This window comes from Streptomyces sp. NPDC002088 (assembly GCF_040296605.1).
GTDB lineage: Bacteria > Actinomycetota > Actinomycetes > Streptomycetales > Streptomycetaceae > Streptomyces.
Genome location: NZ_JBEOXO010000005.1, coordinates 280,447 through 303,266, shown reverse-complemented (window position 1 = coordinate 303,266; position 22,820 = coordinate 280,447). Strand labels below are relative to the sequence as shown.

The 22,820-nt window shown below is 68.7% G+C and carries 15 protein-coding genes and 3 pseudogenes; 10 read left to right on the top strand and 8 right to left on the bottom strand.

Going from position 1 to position 22,820, the window contains the following annotated elements; translation table 11 throughout:
* The first annotated feature begins 18 nt into the window (after positions 1–18).
* Both ABT114_RS13710 and ABT114_RS13705 read left to right on the top strand, forming a co-directional pair.
* The gene (locus tag ABT114_RS13710) at positions 19–1,086 is read left to right on the top strand and encodes a serine hydrolase domain-containing protein (protein ID WP_351141966.1); all 1,068 of its coding nucleotides are present in this window, start codon (positions 19–21) and stop codon (positions 1,084–1,086) included.
* Positions 1,083–1,850, top strand: a complete 768-nt coding sequence (locus tag ABT114_RS13705) for a thioesterase II family protein (protein WP_351141964.1) — start codon at positions 1,083–1,085, stop codon at positions 1,848–1,850. The genes ABT114_RS13710 and ABT114_RS13705 overlap by 4 nt, the downstream gene beginning before the upstream one ends.
* On the opposite strand, the gene ABT114_RS13700 is transcribed toward ABT114_RS13705, so the two are convergent.
* From ABT114_RS13700 to ABT114_RS13685, 4 genes are all read right to left on the bottom strand, one after another.
* Positions 1,820–2,659 carry a thioesterase II family protein gene (locus ABT114_RS13700; protein WP_351141962.1) on the bottom strand — a complete coding sequence of 280 codons (840 nt, stop codon included), beginning with the start codon at positions 2,657–2,659 and terminating at the stop codon, positions 1,820–1,822. The two genes, ABT114_RS13705 and ABT114_RS13700, sit on opposite strands and share 31 nt — an antisense overlap.
* Positions 2,656–5,934, bottom strand: coding sequence for a condensation domain-containing protein (locus ABT114_RS13695; protein ID WP_351141960.1), 3,279 nt, complete (start codon positions 5,932–5,934; stop codon positions 2,656–2,658). Before ABT114_RS13695 ends, ABT114_RS13700 begins: the two co-directional genes overlap by 4 nt.
* Complete coding sequence (locus ABT114_RS13690) at positions 5,927–7,912, bottom strand: B12-binding domain-containing radical SAM protein (protein WP_351141958.1); 1,986 nt, start codon at positions 7,910–7,912, stop codon at positions 5,927–5,929. The genes ABT114_RS13695 and ABT114_RS13690 overlap by 8 nt, the downstream gene beginning before the upstream one ends.
* Positions 7,913–7,994: 82 nt before the next feature.
* Positions 7,995–9,092: a MalY/PatB family protein gene (locus ABT114_RS13685; protein WP_351141956.1), complete on the bottom strand. Its 1,098-nt coding sequence runs from the start codon at positions 9,090–9,092 to the stop codon at positions 7,995–7,997.
* 288 nt (positions 9,093–9,380) lie between these two features.
* On the opposite strand from ABT114_RS13685, the gene ABT114_RS13680 reads away from it, so the two are divergent.
* Positions 9,381–11,828 (top strand): non-ribosomal peptide synthetase, encoded by a 2,448-nt coding sequence (locus ABT114_RS13680; RefSeq protein ID WP_351141954.1) that lies wholly within the window; start codon positions 9,381–9,383, stop codon positions 11,826–11,828.
* A gap of 678 nt (positions 11,829–12,506) precedes the next feature.
* On the opposite strand, the pseudogene ABT114_RS50580 reads toward ABT114_RS13680, so the two are convergent.
* Positions 12,507–13,087 (bottom strand): annotated as a pseudogene (locus tag ABT114_RS50580) (integrase core domain-containing protein); the annotation flags it as partial.
* 57 nt (positions 13,088–13,144) lie between these two features.
* Here ABT114_RS50580 and gad point away from each other — a divergent pair.
* The 3 genes from gad to ABT114_RS13660 all read left to right on the top strand — a co-directional run bounded on the left by gad (position 13,145) and on the right by ABT114_RS13660 (position 16,666).
* Positions 13,145–14,509, top strand: coding sequence for a glutamate decarboxylase (gene gad / locus ABT114_RS13670; protein ID WP_351141952.1), 1,365 nt, complete (start codon positions 13,145–13,147; stop codon positions 14,507–14,509).
* 178 nt (positions 14,510–14,687) lie between these two features.
* Positions 14,688–15,011, top strand: coding sequence for a transposase family protein (locus ABT114_RS13665; protein WP_351141950.1), 324 nt, complete (start codon positions 14,688–14,690; stop codon positions 15,009–15,011).
* Positions 15,012–15,430: 419 nt separating this feature from the next.
* Entirely contained in the window at positions 15,431–16,666 is a 1,236-nt protein-coding gene (locus tag ABT114_RS13660) for a metallophosphoesterase (protein ID WP_351141948.1), read from the top strand.
* 379 nt (positions 16,667–17,045) lie between these two features.
* On the opposite strand, the gene ABT114_RS13655 is transcribed toward ABT114_RS13660, so the two are convergent.
* Positions 17,046–17,912: an aldo/keto reductase gene (locus ABT114_RS13655; protein ID WP_502988325.1), complete on the bottom strand. Its 867-nt coding sequence runs from the start codon at positions 17,910–17,912 to the stop codon at positions 17,046–17,048.
* A gap of 206 nt (positions 17,913–18,118) precedes the next feature.
* Here ABT114_RS13655 and ABT114_RS13650 point away from each other — a divergent pair.
* A pseudogene (locus ABT114_RS13650) lies at positions 18,119–18,950 on the top strand (zinc-binding dehydrogenase); the annotation flags it as partial.
* Between the two features lie 28 nt (positions 18,951–18,978).
* Here ABT114_RS13650 and ABT114_RS13645 read toward each other — a convergent pair.
* Positions 18,979–19,908, bottom strand: a complete 930-nt coding sequence (locus ABT114_RS13645; RefSeq protein WP_351142216.1) for a LysR substrate-binding domain-containing protein — start codon at positions 19,906–19,908, stop codon at positions 18,979–18,981.
* A 138-nt stretch (positions 19,909–20,046) separates the two neighbouring features.
* Here ABT114_RS13645 and ABT114_RS13640 point away from each other — a divergent pair, with 138 nt between their 5' ends.
* Entirely contained in the window at positions 20,047–21,057 is a 1,011-nt protein-coding gene (locus tag ABT114_RS13640) for an aldo/keto reductase (RefSeq protein WP_351141946.1), read from the top strand.
* 51 nt (positions 21,058–21,108) lie between these two features.
* On the top strand, positions 21,109–21,528 hold the full coding sequence (locus ABT114_RS13635; RefSeq protein WP_351141944.1) for an SRPBCC family protein: 420 nt from the start codon (positions 21,109–21,111) through the stop codon (positions 21,526–21,528).
* Between the two features lie 400 nt (positions 21,529–21,928).
* On the opposite strand, the pseudogene ABT114_RS13630 reads toward ABT114_RS13635, so the two are convergent.
* A pseudogene (locus tag ABT114_RS13630) lies at positions 21,929–22,192 on the bottom strand (hypothetical protein); the annotation flags it as partial.
* A gap of 84 nt (positions 22,193–22,276) precedes the next feature.
* Between ABT114_RS13630 and ABT114_RS13625 the strand changes: the two are divergent.
* Entirely contained in the window at positions 22,277–22,738 is a 462-nt protein-coding gene (locus ABT114_RS13625; RefSeq protein ID WP_351141942.1) for a MarR family winged helix-turn-helix transcriptional regulator, read from the top strand.
* Positions 22,739–22,820: the final 82 nt, after the last annotated feature.

Genomic DNA, 22,820 nt, shown 5'->3' with positions numbered 1-22,820 from the left:
TCCTCATCGGGAGATGACATGAACCCTGTAGACCGTGCGATCGACCGCATCCGGTCGGCCATAGCGAACGATCGCCACATGGGAGTGCAGCTCTATGCCTCCGTGGACGGCGAGACGGTCGTCGACGAGGTGTTCGGGGAGGCGTCCCCGGGAACGCCCCTGCTCCGGAACGACGCCGTCCCCTGGATCTGTTCGACGAAGCTGCTCGGTGCGATGGCCGTCAGCCGACTGCTGGACGAACACGGAATGAGCCCCAAGACGCCCGTAGCGGAGGTCGTTCCCGAGTTCGCCCGCCACGGCAAGCACGAGGTGACGATCGCTCAGCTGATGTCGCACACCGTGCCGTACGCGATCGACACCGAGGCGCCGTTCTACACGAACGACCACGGGGCAGCGTTCGCGTCGTTGTGCGAGACCTCCCTCGCCGCCCCGCCCGGCTCGCGCGCGCAGTACAGCCCCATCGGGTCCTGGACAGCGGTCGCCGAGTGGGTCGGCCGCCTGTCAGGGGTCCTGTACGAGGACTATGTGCGCCGAAACTTCCTGTCGCCCCTCGGGTTGCGTCACACCCTGCTCGGCACACCGGAACCGAGGACCGAGGACGCGGTGGTGCCGCTTCCCCTCTACGGCTGGGAGGAGGACCCGGTCGAGGGGGAGGACGTGCCCGATCCCGTCCCCGCCTCCTTCCTGCTCCAGCATCCGAGCGTCGGCGCCCACGGGCCCGCCCACGAACTGGCACGCCTGGTGGAATGTCTGGTCCGGGGCGGCGAGGCAGCGGGCAACCGGGTGCTGAGCCCCGAGGCGGTCGCGACCATCGCGGCCGCCCACCGCAGTGGGGTGGTGGACGACTACTTCGGCGGCCTGGACGTCTCCTGGGGACTCGGAGCCTGTGTCGACCCCGTGATGTTCGGCGCACCTTCCGGCTCACAGGTCGTGGGACACACCAGTTCCAACTGCGGGATCGCCGTGGGCGACATGGAACGCGGGCTCGTGGTGTGCCATCTGGCCACCAACGAGTCGTTCCAGGGCCTCGGGCCCGGGCGCCTGGAGAGCCGTGTGGTACGGGACCTCTACGGACTCGTACGATGACGGCCGATCGGTCCGTCAGGTCCCGCCCGGTGCTGGTCCACTTCGGATCACCCGGGCCTGGACGGCTGCGGCTGCTGTGCATCCCGCACGCCGGCGCCGGCGCTGCGCCCTTCAAGGTCTGGAGCGAGCTGGTCCCCGACTGGATCTCCGTCGTCGGCGTGCGGCTGCCCGGACGGGAGAGCCGGCTGCGTGAGCCCCTCCTCACATCGATGGAGGACGTCGCCCGGCACATCGTCGCCGGACTCGAGGATCAGAGCGGCCCCGTGGCCCTGTTCGGACACTGCTTCGGAGGACCGGTGGCCTTCCGTGTCGCGCAGCTTCTGGAGGAGGCCGGCGCGTGCGACGTCGTCCGGCTCGTCGCAGCCAGTGCGCCGGTGCCGGGCCGGGGACCGGACGGCCGGTTCACGCACGAGCTGCCGACCGACGAGCTGTACGCCTCGCTGGTCGGCACCGGTGCCATGGACGACGGACCGTTCGGCCGATCGATCTTCGGCCTCACCGAGCACGCGATCCGTGCCGACTTCGAGGCGTTCGAGACCTGGACCTCGAACGACTTCGGCCGGATCGCGGCACCGGTCCTCGCCGTCCGGGGCGTGGCCGACCGCGTCCTCGGCGAGGGGAGCGAGGAGGAGTGGGCGTCGCTCACCGCAGGTGGTCTGACCACCCGGTCCGTGCCCGGTGGCCACTTCCTCCTCGGCGCCGACGTGCCGGGGCTCGTCGACGTCGTCGTGCGTCAGCTCGCGGACGACCACGTCGGCCGCTGAGGGCGCACTGCGTCCGGATCCCCGGTCTCCCCGCGCGCGAGGCCGATCAGTTCGTCCAGGAGCAGCTCCATCAGCTGCTCCTGGCTCGTGAACTGGAAGAAGTGTCCGCCGGGGAATCGTCGTATCCGGAACGCCGCGGTCGTGTGCAGGGACCAGGCGTTCAGTTCCTCCATCCCGACCGGCACGTCGTCTTCTCCGCCGAGAGCGAGGATCGGCACGTCCAGGGGCCGGGGGCTGTGCTCCTCCGCCGTCTCGCTCAGAGCGAAGTCCGCGCGGATCACCGGCAGGAAGAAGTCGAGTATCTCCCGATTGTCCAGCAGCTCCCGCGGCGTGGCACCGTACTCCGCGATCTTACGGATGAGTTCCTCCCGGGGCAGGGTGTGCGTCAGCGGCAGTGGCGCCGGCTGGTGGGGTGCCCGGTGCGCTGCAACGACGAGCATTCCCGGCAGCGGGAGATCACGCTCTGCCAGAACGTGCACCACCCGGTGAGCAAGTCGTGCGCCCATGCTGTGGCCGTAGAGGGCGTAGGGCGGCAGGCACCAGTCGGAGACCGCGTCCGCGACCTCACGGGCCAGCGCGTCAAGGTCGGTCGCCAGCGGTTCCCGATGCCGCTCCTCACGCCCCGGAAGCCGAACGGCATGGACGTCTGCGACATCCGCCAGCAGGCCCGGCCAGGTGCGGAAGGCGGTCGCGCCACCGCCCGCGAACGGGAAGCACAGCAGTCGCGGGCGCTGCGTGCCGGAGCGCGGGGCGGGTTCCCTGATCCACTTGCTTCGCGCCTCCGCCCGCGTTCCCTGGATTCGGCTCATCGGTTGTCTCCTTCGGATTGGAGGGCCGCCCTGGCGGCGCGCCGCAGATCGCGGGCGCTCACGTGGCGTGCCGGTGGCGCGAAGGGGCGTTCGCCCGGCACCACCGGCGCCGCCGACAGGTGGTCCGTCATCCGCCGGACCGTGGAACTCTGGAAGACCAGCAGGGGCGGAAGCTGTCGGCCCAGTTCCTCCTCCAGCCGGATGCGGAGGCGTACCGCCATGGCGGAACTGCCGCCCAGGTCGAAGAAGTTGTCGTCGATCCCGATCGACGGGAGACCCAGGACCTCCTGCCAGACGCTCTCGACAGTCCCTCGCAGGCGCCCGCGAGGGAGTTCGGCGGAGGGCGGCGGCGGCACGGACGGCGCCGGCCGGCCGGTCCCAACTCCCGTACCGGTCCGGTTCGGACGGGCCGCGGGGTCCGTCAGCCGGGCGGTGTCCAGCTTCCCGTTGGGGGTGAGAGGCAGGGAGGTCAGCAGGCACACGTCGTCGGGCAGATAACCGCCTGGGAGGAGCGTCGCAAGCTGCCGCAGGACGTCCTGTGGGTCCAGCGTGTGATCGACCGCGGGGACTACGTAGGCGATCAGCCGCGGGCCCGCCGTGCCCTCGTCGTGGAGCACCACCGCCGCGTCCACGACATCAGGGAGAGCACGCAATTCGGCGACGAGGTGAGCGGGCGAGACACGGTGCCCCCGGGACTTCACCAGGGCGGCGCCGCGGCCGACGAACGCGACCGAGCCGTCCGCGAGCCGCCGGCCGACGTCCCCGGTGCGGAAAGCGGTCCAGCGGGAGCCCTCCTGTCCGTCGTTCGCGTAGGCCTCCGCCATCGCCTTCTCGTCGTCGAGGTAGCCCAGCGTCAGGAGCGTGCCGCGGACGACAATCTCGCCCACCTCGCCGACGGCTGCCGGCAAACCCGCCGGCGTCACGACGTCGAGACGCGCCTCGACGGCGCCGTGCCCCAGGGGGGTCTCGCGCCGGTCGCGCCCGGGTTCGCCGGCCGACAGGTCGTGGCAACTGGCGGCCTGGGGTGTCTCGGTCGTGCCATAGATGGACACGATGCGCGCGGCCGGGGCGACGGCACGCCACGCGGCGACCGTGTCGTCGGTAAGGACGTCGCCGCCGAAGCACACCAGCCTGACGTGGTCGAGCGCCGTGCCCTCGCGCCGCGCGGCCTGGGCGATCAGCCGTCCGACCATAGGTGTCGTGTGAACCGCTGTCGTCCGGTGGGCCGCGAGCCACTGCGCGGCGCGGGCCGGATCGATCCGGTGGCCGGGCGGTGGGACCGTCAGCGTCCCCCCGTTCCACAGCGGAAGCAGCAGGTCGCGCAGGTGAGGATCGTGGGAGGGGCCGGACAGCGCGCAGAACCGGTCGTGCGGGCCGATCCCGTACCGCGAGGACCACCACTCCAGGTAGGCGAGGACGGGCCGCTCCGCGCCGAGCACCAGGCGTGGTTCACCTGTCGTGCCCGATGTGGGGAGCAGGTAGAGCGGCCGCCCCGGGTCCGGGTCGGCACCGCGGCCGACCCGGTGAAGCGGCGGCCGGGTTCCGGGTCCTGGTTCCTCGACGACGATCCCGTCGTCGCTGTGGCACAGGGCGAAGCGCGGCCGTGCCCTCTCCCGCAGCCGCGCGCGCCAGGTGGCGGGGTGGTTCGGATCCACGACGAGGAAGACGCCTCCGCTCTCCCAGACGCCCAGCACCGCCGAGGCGAGGTGACGGCCGGGGGCCTCCGTGATCTCCACGAGGTCCCCGGGTTTCAGTCCGGCGTCCCTGAGCCGCCGGGCGACGGCTTCCGAGGCCGAGAGCAGCTCCGCGTAGGTCCAGGCGCCCTCGTGGTCGATGACGGCGGGGTCAGTCGGCGGGTGTCTGCGAAGTCTGTCGTGCATCCCGTCCCGTACGGGCACGGGTGCGGGAGCCTCGGCTGTCCGCTGTCGTCCCTCACCGAGGTCGAGGGCGTCGACGCGTACGGACACGTCGTCGGCGAAGGAGCGTGCCACGGCCAGGGTCTGGGCCAGCAGGGCGCGCGCGTAGGGGCCTTCCAGGAACGCGGTGTCGTGCACGAGGTCCAGCCGTACGGCGTCCTGGTCGCGCTGGTCCACGTAGAGAGACAGACCGAACGGCACCCCCGGGACAGGTGCTGGCAGGCGCCGCGCTGTCGCGGTCCCGAGACGCAGCGAGTGGGTCGGATAGCTGAGCACGTTGAACCACGCCGAGAACGGCGCGGCGGGATCCTCGTCCCTGGCCGGCCGTACGGCGGCCACGACGTCCTCGAACGGGACGTCCTGGTGCAGTTGGGCGCCGATCAGCATCTCGTGGGCGCGCCTGAGAACGTCGCGCCCGGTATCGGCCTCCAGCATCCGCACGCGCAGCAAGGCCGTGGAGATGAAGAAGCCGACGGTCTGGAGGAGATCCGCGCCGGTCCTGCCACTGAGCGGGGTCCCCATGACCACGTCGCGGGTCCCGCCCCAGCGGCCGAGGACGACGGCGAAGCAAGCGAGCCAGACGGCACTCGCCGCGACCCCTTCCGTCCGGGCGACCACCTTGATCCGCCGGACCAGCTCCGCATCGACGGGGAGGGACTCGCGGATCGCCCGGGACGGCGCGCCGCGGTCTGCCGAGGGCAACGCCGGGGGCTGCGGCAGGTCGCGGAGGAGCTGCTTCCAGAAGGTCGTCTGCGCTTCCAGAACCTTGGGGTCGGCGCGTCGGGACGCGTACGCCCGGTAGGGCGTGGGTACCGCGGGCAGCAGGGGCGCCGCGCCCCGCAGCCGCGCGGCGTAGCAGGAGGACAGGTCGCTCAGCAGGATCTCCAGCGACCATCCGTCGACGACGAGATGGTGCGCGACGAACTGGAGGAGATGGGTACCTGCCTCGGTGCGGAGGATCGTCCAGCGCACGAGCGGTGCACTGGCGAGGTCGAAGGGAGTGCGCGCGAGGCTCTCGGTGCGCTCGCGTGCGGAGGCCTCGTCCAGGGCACCGGGGATCACCTCCAGGCCCACCGCATTCACGGGGTGGATCCGCTGCACCGGTTCGCCGTCGATCAGGTGGAAGGTCGTGCGCAGGGGTTCGTTGCGCTGGAGCACGTCGCTCACGGCCGCCTCCAGGGCAGGCATGTCCAGCCGGCCGTCGATGGCCCAGAGGTCGACCACGTTGTACTCGGTGCGCCCCGGCCTGAGTTGCTCCGACACCCACATGCGGCGCTGGGTCGGCGCCAGAGGGACGAGGGCGGCGGCCGGCGCGTCGTCCGGTCCGGTGAGATGCGCGGTGACCCACTGCTCAGCCATGGACGTCCCCCGGGACCCCAGCGTGCTCACCGGGTGCCGCCCCGGCCGCTCTCGGGTCGCCGGAGGTGTCGTTGCGGGCCCGGCCCCAGTGGATCCGGGTCTCGTTGTGGATGTGCCAGATGTCATCCTCGGTGAGGAGGACGGAGACGACACCGGGGAACGCCTCCTCGAAGTAGATGTACGGCTTTCGGTTGTCGACGCGCGGCGAGTGGTAGTCGAGCCGCTCGTGCATGCCGTGCTGCCGGGTGACGGGCGTCGCCGGGTGGTACGTGAGGATGTTGGGGCTGGCCAGATCGATCAGGCCGTGGTCAATGAGACGACCCACTTCGTGGATCGTCTCGTCGATGCTGGAGCGTGTCTCCCCGTCCAGTCCGAAGAGCACGGAGGTCCCCAGCCGCAGACCGTGCTTCTTGACGAGCGCGGTCGCCTCCCGCACCTTGGCCGCCCAGGGCCGGTCCACGTCGCGCCGGAGGTTCTTGTGGATGCCGTCCATGACCTGCGACGACATACTCTCGATGCCGATGTACACGTAGGAGCAGCCGGCATCCCGCATCAGCCGGAGGATGTCGCCGGACTCCTCCGCGGAGTGCAGCGCGACCAGGGTGTCGACGGTCAACTGCGCCCCCCACTGGAGGTTGCGCAGCCGCTCCGTGTCGTCCTCGCCGACGAGGTGCGCGCGCAGACGCGGGTCGAGGGTGGCGGGGTCGGCCTCCCTGACAAGGCGGAGCTCTCGGCAGAACTCCGTCATGTCCTTGTAGCGGCCGCTCCAGAACACGGAATCGTCGAAGAAGACCGCCTCCGCGCCATAGCTCACGTACTCGCATATCCGCTCGATCGCCTTCCCGATCGCGTCGTCACGGAAGCGTCTCAGCCCGGGCCCGACCCGAGCGGACTCAGAACAGAAGTTGCAGCGGTACGGGCAAGCGCTGGAGACCATGAAATGCGCGGTGCGAAGCGGGGCGCCGGACTCGGGATTCTCGAAGATCGGGAAGTGCGAACGGATCGCGAACGCCTCGTACGGCGAGGGAAGCGACGCGAGGTCGAGGCCGGGGCCGTCGAGCGGCACAGCATGAGCGGGTTCGCTCGCACTCCACGGCGAGAGGAACACGACCGACTTCCCCGGCTTGACTCCCTCCTGGTGGAGTAAGCCCTGCAGGCAGGGCAGTACGCGGGCCCGGTCGACCCACCGGTCTTCGAGGTCCATGGCCAGGGCGAGCGCCCTCATCAGCACGTCGACCGCGTGATACGCCTCCCCGGCGACGATGGCGTCGATCACTGGAGGCACCTTGCCGTTCTGTATGACGGCAGGCGTGCCGCTGGGCTTGACCAGCAGTCCGCTTCCTCCTGGTGCGGCCGCGAGGGTCTCGTCCGCGTGACGGCCGCCGAGGACGACATAGGCGCCCGGAACCTCACTCCTGACCAGGGCGGCTATCTCCAATGCGTACCTGTGCGCCGGCGAGACGGCGCTGATGAGGACGACTCTCGGCCGGACCTCGCGCAGCAGCCGGATCCACGCGCTGCGGGCCGCCACGTCCCAGACACGCGGATCGAACACCATCTGGTCCGTGTTGGGCGCGGCTCCGTACTGGCGGACTCCGTCGTGACCCGCGGCGGCCCGGTACGCCTTGGACGGGAAGGCGGTCCACTCGGGCGCGAGGTCGTTGTAGTGCGTGGCGTCCTCCAGGGGACCCGCGTCGTGCACGGCCTGGTGGACGGCGACGCTGAGCGCCGCGTAGAGAGCCATGGGATCACCGGGGTAGGTGATCTCCCCCTCGGCCTGGGTCATCACGGGCGCGAGGACGGCCAGCACCGGGAAGTACCGCGTGCGATCCGGTGCCGCCCCCAGATCGTCGGCGAGCCGCGCTCGGCGCCGTCGACATCGCTCCAGGAACGATTTTGCATCGATGGCATCCCCCACCCGGTGCATCACCGTCCGGTCGCTACCGCTTTCCGCCTCTTCGATGGCATGGGTGATCACAAACCCTCCGTACTCGATCGCGATGTCGGTCGACTGGTAGCTGTTTCCGGGCCTGTTCTCCTCGGCATCCGACCCGATGGGATCACTGACGTCTGCGGGAGGCCGCTTCCATGCGCGCCAGCTTCTCGTCGAGCAGTGGCCCGGAGGTCGCGAAGTTGAGCCGTACGAAGCCGTTTCCGGCGGCTCCGAAGGCGGGGCCGGAGAAGAGCAGCACCTTCGCCTCGTCCCGGAAGTAAGGCATGGGGTCCGGGTCCGGGAGGCGCAGCCCGCGGCAGTCGAGCCAGGCCAGGAACGTGGCCTCCGGTAGGCGGTAGCAAAGACCGTCGGGCAGGCGTTCCGCCACGCGCCGCCGGTTGCGGTCCAGCACCCTGATGACATCGTCCAGCCAGTCGTCTCCCTGGGTCCAGGCGGCCTTCAGTGCTTCGACGCCGAGCACGCCCACCTGCCCGAACATCAGGCCGTGTTGTTCGTCGAGGGCGTCCCGGACGGCCTTCGGTCCGACGTGGGCCACGGCACAGCGCACACCGGAGAGATTGAACGCCTTGCTGCCGGAGGTGAGCGTCACGGTGCGCGCGGCGATCTCGTCGCCCAGCGAGACGAACGGGATGTGGCGGTGGCCGGGGTAAGTCAGGTCCGCGTGCACTTCGTCAGAGACGACCAACATGTCGTGCCGGAGGGCGAGTTCCGCCAGGTGCTCGAGTTCGTCGCGCCGGAAGACACGACCGGTCGGGTTGTGCGGATTCACCAGGAAGAGAACCTTGCGCCGTCCAGGGTCGTGGGACGCCGCCGTACGTTCCATCAGCTCGGGGTCGAACTCCCAACTGGAGCCGTTCGCTTGTAGTGCGACGGTGAGCGGCCTGCGGCCGGTCTTCTCGATGACGTCGACGAACGGCGGGCAGGCAGGGGTGTGAAGGAGAACGGCGTCTCCGGGCCGCGTGGCGACCTGGAGGGTGGCCAGCATGGCCTGATTGATGTCGGTGAACAGACGCACGTGCGTTTCATCCACCTGGGCGCCGAATCGGCGGCGCATCCTCTCCGCGAATATTCCCCCGAGCGGGCCGCCGCCGGACTGGTCGAACCAGGCGGGATAGCCCAGATCCCCCTCGACTCTCCAACGCAGTGCTTCCCTCACCACGGGAGCGGTGGGGAAGTCCATGTCGGCGACCCAGGAGGAGAGCATGCCGGCCTCCACAGCAGCCCATTTCTCGCCGTCCCTGCGTAACAGGTCTGACTCGTCGAGGCCGTCGAAAGCTAAGTCGGACCACGCATTCACGCTGGCTTTCCCCCCGTTTCCCCTGTAACCGCAGGTTGACGTCGCGTGGATCTTAGTGTTGGGCCACGATGACCGTCGATCACTTGTGAGGCTACTCACATTGAGGTCGCCGATGTAATGCGATTAGGGTCCCCGACGTCTTGACTGATGGCTCAACTGCCTCCGAAACAGACCCAATCAGGGAGGAAGAGGGACTTGGTTTCCTCCGCTGTTCATCTCCCCACGGATCGGCCGCGCGGCACACTCTCACCCCGATGCGGGGCAGTCGCGGTCAAGGAATTACCCGTCCCGCTCGGAAACGCCGTCGACGTTCTGGCGTCGGCCTGCCGGACAGTCCCCGAGCACGTACTCCTGGCAGGATTCGCCGCGCTGCTCCACCGCTACACCGGACAGGAGCTCGTCGATCTCCACGACGCGGGCGCTCCCGGTTCCGGCGACCTGATCCGCTTGTCCGTCACCGGTGCGTCGACCCTCCACACGCTGGCCGAGGCCGCCCACGGCCGGCGCCCCGTCACAGAGACCCCGCCCAGCCCGACCGGCATCGCCGTGCGACTCGACGCAGCCGCCGCAGCCATCGAAACGCGTCCGTACGAGATCGAGTTCGCTCTCTCCCCGGCCTCGGACACACCCCGGCGCATCGAACTGCACTACGATGAACGGCTCTTCGACGCCGCGACCGCGGAACGGTTGCTGACGCACTACGTCATTCTGCTCGGCGACGGACTCTCCCACCCCGATGATGCGCTGGCCGGGCTCACGTTGCTTGAGCCGGACGAGCTCCGGCGCGTCCTCGTCGAGTGGAACGACACCACCACACCGCTCCCCTACGCCGGGGCATGCCTTCAGGACGCCTTCGAGGACCAGGCGGAGCGGCGACCAGACGCGGTCGCCGTGATCCAGGGATCGACGCGGCTCTCCTACCGGGAGGTCAACGCGGCGGCCAACCGGTTGGCGCACCGCCTGCGCGGTCTGGGGGTCGGTCCTGACAACCGCGTCGCGTTGTACCTCCGTCACTCCCCCGATCTCCTGATCTCCATGCTCGCCGTGCTCAAGGCGGGCGGCGCCTACGTCCCCCTCGACCCGACGCACCCAACACCCCGTCTCAAAGCAATGATCGACGGAGCGTCATGCGAGGTGATAGTCACCAACGGTGAGCTCACCGGCGACCTCGACGACGCCTCGCCATCCGGCCGCACCGTTGTACTGGACCATGAGGCGGCCGTCCTCGCCGGTTTCCCGGACCATAACCCGACGTCCAAGGCGGGCCCGGAGAACCTCTGCTACGTCATTCACACCTCGGGGTCCACCGGCATCCCCAAGGCGATCGCCGTGTGCCACCGCGGAGTGACCAACAACATCGCGGACCTCAACGCGCGCTTCGGCGTCGGCCCCGGAGACAAAATCCTGGGCCTGTCCTCACCCACGTTCGACATGTCGGTCTACGAGTACATCGGTATCACCGCGGCCGGCGGCACGCTCGTCCTGCCCTCCCCCAACCGCGCCAAGGACCCGGCGCACTGGGTGGAACTGGCGGCGGACCACGGGATCACGGTGTGGAACACCGCACCCGCCCTGCTGGAGCTGCTTCTTGAGCGCGTCGAGCACGCGGGCGACGGATGCGGCGCCGTGCTGAGTACGCTGCGTCTCGCCTTGCTCGCCGGCGACTGGATTCCGGTGCGGCTACCCGACCGGGTTCGCAAGCACGCACCCGACCTCAGGTTCATCGCACTCGGCGGAGCCACCGAGGCGTCGATCTACTCGACCCTCTACGAGGTGGAGTCCGCCGATCCAGCGTGGACCAGCATCCCGTACGGGCGCCCGATGGCGAACCAACGCACTTACATCCTCGACGACCGGCTCCAGCCCGTTCCACCCGGTGTCACTGGGGAGCTGTATCTCGCTGGGATCGGCCTGGCGCGCGAGTACCTCAACCAGCCCGCCTTAACAGCCGAGCGCTTCGTGACCTGGTCCTACGGCGACTTCGCCGACGAACGGCTCTACCGGACGGGGGACCTCGCGCGGTTCAACGCGGACGGACTGATCGAACTGCTCGGCCGAGCCGATCTCCAGGTCAAGGTCCACGGCCTGCGCATCGAGCTTACGGAGATCGAGACGACGCTCTTGGAACATCCTGCGGTCAAGGAGGCCGTGGTCACTGCCGAGTCCGGCGCGCGGGCCACTCCCGTACTCGTCGCCCACGTCGTCATGCACGGAGGCGAGGACTTCCGGGCTCAGGAAGTGCGCGCTCACGTCGCGCGCAGGCTGCCTGCCTACATGGTCCCCAGCACAGTGATAGAGATCGCGAGGATGCCCCTGAACGCCCACGGCAAGGTCGATCGGAGCGCCCTGCCCCCCGCCCTCCCCCGGGCTGCCCGAGGAGCGGACGCGGCCGCCCTGGAGGACTTGGCGGCCTCACCGTGGGAGCAGCGGATCGCGGCAGTGTGGCGGCAAGCTCTGGGTGTCGAGGTCGTGCGCGGGGACGACAACTTCTTTTCCTTGGGCGGTGACTCCATGACCGCCCTGCGCATAATGACGATCGACCCGGCGCTCACCTGGTCGGATGTCTATCTCCATCCCACCCTGCGCGAGCTGTCCGAGCACCTTCAAGCGACGGTCGGGGACGTGGACAACCCCGCGCCCTGAGAGCGGTTGCAGTGGTGCGGCGCGAAGGCATCACGCAACGATCTCGCATTCGACCGCGGCGTGGCCCTCCCTCTGGCGCGGCGTCGCGCGCGTCCAGGACGCCGCCCAGGCGTTCGGCATGTCGAAATCAAAGGGCCCTGGCCGAGGTACAACGGGGCCCTCGCGCAGCTCCAACCCATCTTTACCAGCCGCACGATGATGCCCCGCCGAACCAGCGGGTCATCTTCGTGCTGTCAGGTATCACGCGCGAATCACAGACTCCGTGGACACCCTCCCGCCACGGGATTCCGAAACTGGACAAACATGTCCGCATGGGACTGGATGGACGACCCTGGACGGCTTTTACGACCTGTGCCATGTGGTACCCAGGGAGGGACCCAGGATCAGGACAGGTGCGTCGTCCGGCCCGTCAAAGCGGTATTGCAGGGTGTTCGGTGGTGTCTCGCTCACCCGCCCGAGCCTCTCATCTGTCACCAGATGTCACATCGCCGGGGTGAATCTAGCGGGCCTCGTCCCACTCTCGCGTGGCGGCTCCGCGAAGATCCTCTACATCCGGCTTGACGTACCACCGCTTGGTTGTCTTTACGTTCGTATGCCCAGCCCATCGCGCGAGGCAGCCCATCGCGCGAGGATGTGGTCCGGGACACCGTGTGCCGTTCGGAAACTCGTTGCTGCTGGTCAAGCCGCGTATCGGTACTCGTTGATGGCGCCGCCGAGTACTCGGGTGCGCAGGAGTCGGTGCGCGGTCAGGTCGGTCATGGGTGCTGGGTGCTCGTGGGCGAGGGGCGGAAGCTGTCCCCCGGCCTGGTGTGGGCGTGGTTGTAGTGACGGGCGTAGGCATCAAGGACCTGCCGAGTGTGCGTCTCGTTCCATATCAGCAGGTGCTCGAGGACCTCGCGCCTCAGGGTTGCGATGACTCGTTCGCAGTGCGCGTTCATCCGAGGAGCCCGCGGCGCGGTCCTCACGACCTCGATGCCGTCGGCCGCGAAGACCGCGTCGAAGGACTCGGTGTACTTCGCGTCCCGGTCGCGGAGCAAGAAACGCAGCGAATCGAGTGTCCGAGCCGGACCAGTTCCCCTTGGATCGGTGAGCAGCTGCGGGGCATGGTGTTCCACGAGCCGGGCCAGGCGGTCTTCCAAGTCCTGGATCTGCTCGGGGAGCTGCCCGATTCGCTGGGCCGGCAGACATAGGGTGATGTGGGTGGCCTGGAGCACCGCCTCTTCACCGTCCTCGTCGTTCTTGCTGTCGTCGGCGAGCCGTTTCTGTCTCGGCGTGTCCCTCGTCAAGTCAGGCACTGGCACTGTTTGAATCGTCATATGACTAAGCGTGACGACGCGGCCCTGTTCGGCAACCGATTCTTGACCGTGCCTGCTCCTTCGGAGACCTTCCCCGAGGAAGGCATGGCCGCGACGGACGCAATGAGGCTGCTGGATGTCGACCTCGCCATGGAGGGTGACCCGCAGCGTAACCTCGCCACGTTTGTTACCACTTGGATGGAGCCGGAGGCGCAACGGATCATCGCCGAGAATCTCCACCGCAATTTCATCGACCATGCGGAGTACCCGATTTCCGCCGAGATCGAGCAGCGTTGCGTGCGCATGCTCGCCGACCTCTTCAACGCGCCGGGCAAGACAACCGGATGTCGGACCCAGGGCTCGTCCGAGGCGATCATGCTCGGGGCGCTATCGCTGAAGTGGAAGTGGCGGGCGCGCCGCCAGGCGGCCAATCTGTCGGTCGACCGACCCAACTTGATCTTCGGCGGGGACGTCCACGTCGTGTGGGAGAAGTTCTGCCGCTACTTCGACGTCGAGCCGCGGATCGTGCCGCTTGCCGAGGGCAAGTACACGATCGGCCCGGAGGACGTGGAGCCTCACCTCGACGGGAACACGATCGGCGTCGTCGCCGTCCTCGGCACCACGTTCACCGGCCACAAGGACGACGTCGTCGGGATCGACAAACTCCTGCGGGACGTCCGCAAGGAGCGGGACCTCGACATCCCGATCCACGTTGACGGAGCCAGCGGCGCATTCGTGTGGCCCTTCCTCTACCCGGACTCGAAATGGGACTTCCGGCTCGAGCAGGTCCGTTCGATCAACGTCTCGGGACACAAGTACGGCCTGGTCTACCCCGGCATCGGCTGGCTGGTCTTCCGCGAGGAGTCCGACCTGCCCAAGGACCTTGTGTTCCACGAGAACTACTTGGGCAAGACCGACGCGACGTTCACGCTGAACTTCTCCACCGGCGCGTCGATGGTGCTCGCGCAGTACTACAACTTCGTCCGGCTCGGTCGCCAGGGCTACACCTACGTCATGAAGATGTTGCAGGAGAACGCCCACGCGTTGGCGGACAACCTGCGTAGCAGCGGCCGCTTCGAAGTGATCGGGAGCGACCTCGAGCAGCTGCCGCTGGTCGCTTTCCGTCTCGCCGGCAAGCACGCCTACGACGAGTCCGACGTCGCCTGGCAACTCTCGGCCGAGCGCGGCTGGATGGTGCCGGCGTACACGCTCCCGCCCAACGCGGAGCGGGTGAAGATCATGCGTGCCCTGGTCAAGGAGACCCTGAGCCGCGAGCAGATCGATCACCTGAGCCAGGACATTGCCGACGCGTGTCGCACTTTGGACGACAAGGGTGCGACCCATGAGAGCGAGCGGGCCCAGGTCAAGCGCGGCACCGGCTACTGACGCACCTCCGCCCCCGGTTGCACACACCTGCTGGCTCTGAGGGCGTCTCCACCGCGAACCCTGCCTCCGGTAGATCTGCTGCGCGGGCCAGATACGTGCCAGATCGAACGGTCAGCCACGGTCAGTTGAGGAGCACAGCGGCGTCCACACGTTCAACCTGTGTCGTTTCCTGAACCTGGTGCCCGATCCCCGTGATGTGCGGGGGCGGAGGTATCCGGCGGTCGCTTTGCTGTGCACGGCCGTCGCGGCGGTGCTGACCGGGACCCGCTCGCTCATCGCGATCAGTGAGTGGGTCGTGGATGCTCCGCAGCACGTCCTGGGCGCTCTCGGCTTCGGCATCGCCCGTTCACCGGCTTGCGGCCCGTGCCGCACGCCGCCACGGTGCGGCGTCTGCTGCAACGCGTCGACGGCGACGCGCTGGACTCGGCGATCAGTGCGTATCTGCAGGCCAGGGTGCTGCCACCACCCTCGCCCGAGGGGAAGCAGCCGGTGCGGCAGGTGATCGCGGTCGACGGCAAGGTGGTGCGCGGTTCGCGTACCAAGACCGCTGATCCGTTGAAACCCCACCTGCCGGAAAAGAGGCAGCAGCACCCAGGCCGGTGCCAGGTCATGGAGTACCCGCCCACGCCCAGGCGGAAGACCTTCTTCCCCCCGGACGCAGGCGGCTCTCCCGCAGAACCTGTCGACGACGCACCCGCGCCGCCGAGCGGACCGGCTTCCACCACCTGCACGCCACCCCGGCCCACCCCCTCACCCCGAGGATCGGACCACCGGACGGCAACCGCACACGGCCACGCCGCGCCCGAAAAGCCCGTAAACCCCCGGGCACACACAGAGTTCTAGAGACGCTCCCCCCTTCCTGCAGAAGACAACCGGCTACAGTGCGCGCGACGGCAGCCTGGTTGCTTGAAAAGGGGAAGCGTGACCGACACCAGCGAAACCCGACCCGCCGACAGTGCAGCGCACGCGACTCAGCAGAGCCGGCTGCGCCGCCTGATGCGCTACCTCCCCCTGATCGCCCCCGTCCTGCTGTGGACCGTGCCCTGCTGGGTGCTGCTGCACACCGGCCAGCACTGGCCACTCCCCGTCACGCTGGCCGGCACCGCCCTGTTCGTCCTCGGTCTGATCGGCATGCCGCTCGCGATGGTGCGCGGCCACGGCCGACGCCAGCAGGACTGGGCGGCGATCATCGGGGACACCTTGCTGGGCACCATCTGGGTCCTGTTCACCTGGTCCGTTCTGCTCGGCGTCCTGCTGCGGCTCGCCTTGACCGTGACCGGCGTCGGCGACGGCCAGGACCGGGCCCGGATCGTCACCTGGGCGGTCCTCGGCGCAGCCGCCGTGCTGCTCGCCTGGGGGTACGCCGAGGCCCGCCGAGTACCCCGGGTACGCCGCCTCGACGTGCAACTTCCGCGCCTGGGAGCCGGGTTGGACGGCACGCGCGTCGCCCTCATCACCGACACCCACTACGGCCCGCTCGACCGCGCCCGCTGGTCGGCGCGGGTCTGCGAGACGGTGAACACTCTGCAGGCCGACCTGGTCTGCCACACCGGGGACATCGCGGACGGCACGGCCGAACGCCGCCGCGCCCAAGCCGCCCCACTCGGCACCGTGCAGGCCACCCGAGCCCGGGTCTACGTCACCGGCAACCACGAGTACTACACCGAGGCCCAGGGCTGGGTCGACCTGATGGACGAGCTGGGCTGGGAACCGCTGCGCAACCGCCATCTACTGCTCGAACGCGGCGGCGACACCCTCGTCGTCGCCGGCGTGGACGATGTCACCGCCGAATCCTCCGGCCTGGCCGGCCACCGCGCCCATCTCGCCGGAGCCCTTGACGGCGCCAACCCCGACCACCCCGTCCTACTCCTGGCCCACCAGCCCAAGTTCGTCGACCGGGCGGCAGCCGACGGCGTCGACCTCCAGCTCTCCGGCCACACCCACGGCGGCCAGATCTGGCCCTTCCACCACCTGGTCCGCATCGACCAGCCCGCCCTCGCCGGCCTCAGCCGCCACGGCACCCGCACCCTCCTCTACACCAGCCGTGGCACCGGCTTCTGGGGCCCACCGTTCCGCGTCTTCGCCCCGAGCGAGATCACCCTGCTCGTACTCCGCTCCCCGCAGCGGCCCTCTCCCTCGGCAAGACCGCGGGCGTGATCCTGCTGCGCCCTCTTGCTTCGCGCGGGCGGGACGGCGTGCCATGACGCACCCCACATGATGTGTCACGGGAAACACCTCACCCCGAGCGGGCCCGGCAAAACCGCAGCTCAGGAGCGGTTTATCGGCTTCCCCAGCAGTCATCGGACGCACCGAGCGTCAAATGAGCGTCATGACGGAGAGGTGATGACGCCGCACGCGCGACTGCTGCGAGGTGTGACACCTGGCTGCGGCAAGCACAGGGTCGGGACGCGAGGCACTCGCGCCGGATTCCACACCGCGCGAGCGCCGCACCTCCGCCGGTCTTGACCCCGTCGGCCTACCGCCCCCGTGATCCGGGATGCGAGTCGACGACCGTGACCCGCCGATCCGACTCGCGTCATCGCCGCCGCTGGTCGGCCCGCAGCTCGAAGTCGCCGTAGCTGTTGTCGACCGGGTTGACCGTGACCCCGGGGGCGACGATCTCATCGATGGCGTCGAGCACGTCGGCCGACAGCGTCACGTCGGCGGCGGGCAGGAACGCCTCCAACTGCTCCATGGTGCGCGGTCCGATGATCGCCGAGGTGACGCCGGGGTGGTTGATGACGAAGGCGACGGCCAGCTCAATGAGCGTGAGGCCGGCCTTCTCCGCCAGGACGGCGAGCTGTTCGACAGCGTCGAGCTTGCGCTGGTTGGCGGGGGTGCTCATGTCGAAGCGGGCCTGGGGGCGCGCCGCGGAGGCGGGGCCCTCGGTTGCGTTCTTGCGGTAGCGGCCGGAGAGCCAGCCGCCGGAGAGCGGGCTGTAGGTGAGGGTGCCCATGCCGTGGCGGCGCACGGTGGGCAGGACGTCCGCCTCGATGCCGCGGACCAGGATCGAGTACGGCGGCTGCTCGGTCACGAACCGCTCCAGGTGGCGCTCCCGCGAGGTCCACTGGGCCTCGACGATCTGGGAGCCGGAGTAGGACGAGGAGCCGATGTAGCGGATCTTGCCCTGGTGCACGAGGTCGGAGAGTGCGCCGAGGGTCTCGGCGACGTCCGTGTCGGGGCTGGGGCGGTGGACCTGGTAGAGGTCGATGTGGTCGGTGCCGAGGCGCCGCAGGGAGTTCTCGACCTCGCGGATGATCCAGCGCCGTGAGCCGCCCCGCTGGTTGGGGTCGTCCTGGTCCATGGGCATGAAGAACTTGGTCGCCAGGAACACGTCCTCGCGGCGGTCCTTCAGGGCCTTGCCGACGATCTCCTCCGAGACGCCGGTCTCCTCACGGTAGATCCGTCGGCGAGTGCCTGCGAGGTACTGCCAGTACCTGGAAGAGCAGTGACTCCCACCCGCGCGCCGAGACGCAGTCCTCTGGAAGAGGCCGAGGAGCCGAGGGCCCGGTCAACCCACGACCGGGCCGGAACAGAGACCGTTCTGAAGGGGCACCGTGCGCACAGCAGCCTCGTCCGGGACCGGCGACGTCCACGCCGGACGTACCCACCGACACCCCACGCCACATGGGCCACGAATTCCTCGGCGTCGTCGTGGAGACCGGCTCCGAGGTACGCACCCTCAAGCCCGGGGACGTCGTTGTCGCCCCATTCGTCCGGGCTGACAACACCTGCGCGTACTGCCGCGAGGGCCTGCAGACCTCCTGCCTGCGCGGCGGCCAGTGGGGCGTGAACGGCGTCGACGGCGGCCAAGGCCAGGCCGCCCGTGTCCCGCAAGCAGACGGCACCCTGGTCAAGATGCCCGTCGCCGAGGACTCCGCGCTGCTGCCCGACCTGCTCACGCTCTCCGACGTGCTCTGCACCGGCTACCACGCCGCGCACACCGCCGGCGTCCACCCCGGCGACACCGTCACCGTCACCGTCATCGGTGACGGCGCGGTCGGACTGTCCGCAGTGATCTCCGCCCGGCTGCTCGGCGCCGAACAGATCATCCTCATGGGTCGCCACCAGGCCCGTACCGACCTGGGCCGCGACTTCGGCGCCACCGACGTGGTCGCCGAACGCGGAGACGACGGCATCGCCCGCGTCCGTGAACTCACCGGCGGCGAGGGCACCCGCAGGGTGCTGGAGTGCGTCGGACTGAAGGACGCCCTCGTGCAGAGCTTCGGGGTGGTTCGCGACGGCGGCACCATCAGCCGCGTCGGCGCCCCCAGTTCACCGACGTGCCGTTCGGATTCTCCGACTTCATGCGCATCATCACCCTCACCGGCGGCGTCGCCCCGCCCGCGCCTACATCGAGGAACTGATGCCGCACATCCTCGACGGCTCGATCCGCCCCGGACGTGTCTTCGACCGCACGTTGGAGGGCGTCGCGGACGGAGGCACCCGCCGTGCACAGGTCGCCGTCCTCACGTCGCAGAGGCGGACACCGGTTCCTCGCTCCTCGTCTGCTCGTGCGACAGCACCGTCTCGCGGAACGAGGAGACAATCGGACGCAGGTCGATGTGGTGCCAGACGGCCCACAGGTGAACGGACGCCTCGCGCCAGGGCAGTTCACGTACCACCACGGCGTCCGTCACACCTCGCACCATGCTCTTCTGTACCAGCGCCAGGCCAAGGCCGGAGGCGACAAGGCCCAGCGCTGTCAGGGGCTCCGGAGCGTCGAGCCGGATGTCGGGGGTAAAGCCTGAGGCAACACATGAGGCGACGAACGCGTCCCGCCATCCTGGATCGCCCTCTTCCTCGATGGCGATCCAGGGCTGGCGGTCCAGGTCATGAGCCGTGACCGTGTCCTGAGCGGCCAGCGGATGACCGGCCGGAAGGACGAGCAGCAAGGGGTCCTCCAGCAGGGGCGCTGCCCGCAGCGCAGGATCGTCGCGGTCTGGTGGTTCCCGTACCAGGGCGATGTCAAGGCTGCGCTGGCGCAGCCCTTCGAACTGCTCCGAGGCGGACATGTTGTACAGAGCGACGTGAATACCGGGACGCTCCTCCTGCAGGCGGCGCAGCGCACCGGGAAGCACACCCGTGTGCATGGCGTCGGGCGCGTAGCCGATGCACAGGCCTCCCTCTTCCCCGCGGCCCAGTCGGCGGCCGAGGTTCTCCAGGCGGTCGGCGTGGCGCAGGAGCGCTCTGGCCTCGCTCAAGAACACTGCGCCGTCACGGGTCAGGCGGATGCGCTGCTGGGTGCGCTCGAACAGGGTGAGGCCGAGCTTCTTCTCGAGCTGGGCGATCTGCCGGCTGAGCGGGGACTGCGAGATGCGGAGCTGTTCGGCGGCGCGGCCGACGTGTTCGGTCTCGGCCACGGCGATGAAATAGCGAAGTTGCCGCAGGTCAAGCATGTAAGACCTCAAAAGACTCAAGTGTGCCCAAGGAAGTCTTGGACAGTCTGATATCCCCATCCTAATGTCGAAGAGGAAAGAACGACGGACCGGCTGAAGGGCCGGAAATCCGGTTTCCTCTCTGGACAAGGACCTGCCATGACCATCACCTCTCTCCTTCCTGACCGTATTGGTTTCGGGACTGCGCCCTTGGGCAACATGTTCCGCGCCATTCCGGATGAGGAGGCCAATGCGACGGTCCAGGCCGCGTGGGACCAGGGCATCCGCTACTTCGACACGGCCCCGTTCTACGGCGCGGGTCTGTCCGAGACACGTCTCGGGGCTGCTCTCGCCGGAAAGGACCGGGACCAGTACGTCCTGTCCACGAAGGTGGGCCGCGTGATCCTGGACGAGCTCGAGACGGGTTCTCGTGACCTTGGAGAAAAGGGCGGCCTGTTCGAGCACGGGAACCCCAACAAGATCGTGCACGAGTGGACGACCGAGGCCACCGAGCGTTCGATCGAGGACAGCCTGAAGCGGCTGGGCGTGGACCGTCTCGACATCGTCTGGGTGCACGACATCGCCCAGGACTTCCACGGCGACCTGTGGCTGCAGAAGTTCGAGGAGGCCCGCACCGGAGCCTTCCGCGTGCTGTCCCGCCTGCGCGACGAGGGCGTTATCAAGGCCTGGGGCCTCGGCGTCAACCGCACCGAGCCCATCGAGCTGACCCTTGCCCTGGACGAACCGCAGCCCGACGGGTTCCTCCTCGCGGGCCGCTACTCGCTGCTGGACCACGACCACGCTCTCCAGCGGCTGCTGCCCATGGCCGCCGAGCACGGAGTGGACATGGTCGTCGGCGGCCCCTACAGCTCTGGCATCCTGGCCGGCGGCACCCACTTCGAGTACCAGGACGCACCCCCGGAGATCATCGAAAAGGTCCTGCGCATCAAGGACATCGCCGGCCGGCACGGCGTGAGCATCAAGGCGGCCGCCCTGCAGTTCGCCCTTGCCCACCCGGTCACCGCCGCCGTCATCCCCGGCGCCACCAAGCCCAGCCGTATCGCCGAAGACCTCTCCGCCCTGCGCGAGAACGTCCCGGCCGACTTCTGGGCCGAACTCCGCAAGGCCGGCCTGGTCAGCCCCGAGGCTCCGCTCCCGGGCAATGCCTGAGTTCTTACGCGACCACCGTTCCCGAAGAACAAACGAGTTTGGAGAAAGATCATGGCATCGACATCGGTAAGCCGGGTTGTACCGGCCTCCCCCGAGCGCGTGTGGCAGCTGATCGGCGGTTTCGATTCCCTGCCGGACTGGCTCCCCTACATCCCCGAGAGCACCGCTCTGGAGGGCGGCCGCGTCCGTCGGCTCGCCAACCCGGACGGAGAAACCATCCTCGAGCGCCTCGTGGATTTCAACGAAACAGAGCGTCACTACAGCTACGCCATCCTCGAAGCGCCCTTCCCGGTCGTCGGCTACATTTCCACCCTGCGCGTGCATGAAGTGCCCGGCGACAAACACGCCGCCGAGGTGCAGTGGTCCGGGCGGTTCACCCCCCAAGGAGCGAGCGAGGACGAAGTCGTCGCCCTGTTCACCGGGATCTATCGCGACGGCCTCGACGCCCTCCACAAAACATTGGCAGGGTGAACAAGCCGCATTTGTGCCAAAGAGTGCGGCAATTAGGGCCTCCTGGTACTCGGGATGCGTTTGGATCCTTCAGCTACCAAGAGGCCCGTCATGCACCACCCCCAGACGATCACCGGCTGATCGGATGGCTTCATAGGCCAGTCGGGCGGCGCACATCCCCGAGAGTTTCACTGAGAAGCCGTAGTGGTGCCGCCAGGCTGGGTAGGCAGGTTCAAGCTCCCGCAGCGGAAGCGGTGTCCTGGGTGGTCGAGACGCGCTCCGTCATCCGTCAACTGGTGGTGAGGGCCTCGGTGACGCGCGTCAGAGTGGCCGGGGCGGTGCTGGACAGGTTGGTGAACAGGTTGGCCGTGACCGTCCCGCCTGCGGAAACAGCCCACAGGTCGGGTATGCGGTCGCCGTTGAAGGCGGGAGCCGGCGCCGAGAGCAGGTTGCCGACGACGAAGAGCGCCATGAGCAGCAGGAGCATCTTCTTGCGGGAGATCTTGATGCCCAGCACGGTCAGAAGTGGGACTCCGATCACCACGAGCGCGTAGTCGGTCACCAGCAGGCCGGCTGCGGGGATCGAGACCCCGAAATCTCCGGCGACCTGCGGAAGCAAGCCCGTGATCACAAATTCCACGGCGCCGACGCAGGCGCGCCTTATGCGCGTACGCAATACTTGCAGATGCGCTATATAGGCAACCGCTGGAAATTTCAGGCATCCCCTATCCTGGACTTCAGCCGCACCTATACGGAGGTTTCAGACCCCATGACCGCCACAGACCCGGCGCTCACCGCCCTCGCTCAGGGCTGGTGCGCACTCTCCTTGTTGCACGGAAAGATCGAAGCCCATATCGAGCGCGCCCTGCAGGCCAAGCACGACCTCAGCGTGCGCGAGTACTCCCTGCTCGACGTCCTCAGCCGCCAGCACGACGGAGAGGGCGGTCACCTGCAGATGAAGCAGGTCGCCGACGCCGTCGTGCTCAGCCAGAGCGCCACTACCCGCCTGGTCACCCGGCTCGAGGACCGCGGGCTCCTTGAGCGCTACCTCTGCCCGACCGACCGGCGCGGCATCTACACCAACGTCACCAAGGCGGGTCAGAAACTGGTGGAAGAGGCGCGGCCGACCAACGACGCCGCCCTGCGCGAAGCGCTGGACGAGGCGAGCGTGCGCCCTGAGCTGGCCCCGCTGGTGAGGGTCGTGGAATCAGGAACCGTACTGCCCGCCTGAGGCCGCGATCCCAGGCCGGGCCGAAGAGGCCGCGCGCGACCGCATCGCACGGCCGAACAGGCCGCACGTGACCGCATCGCAC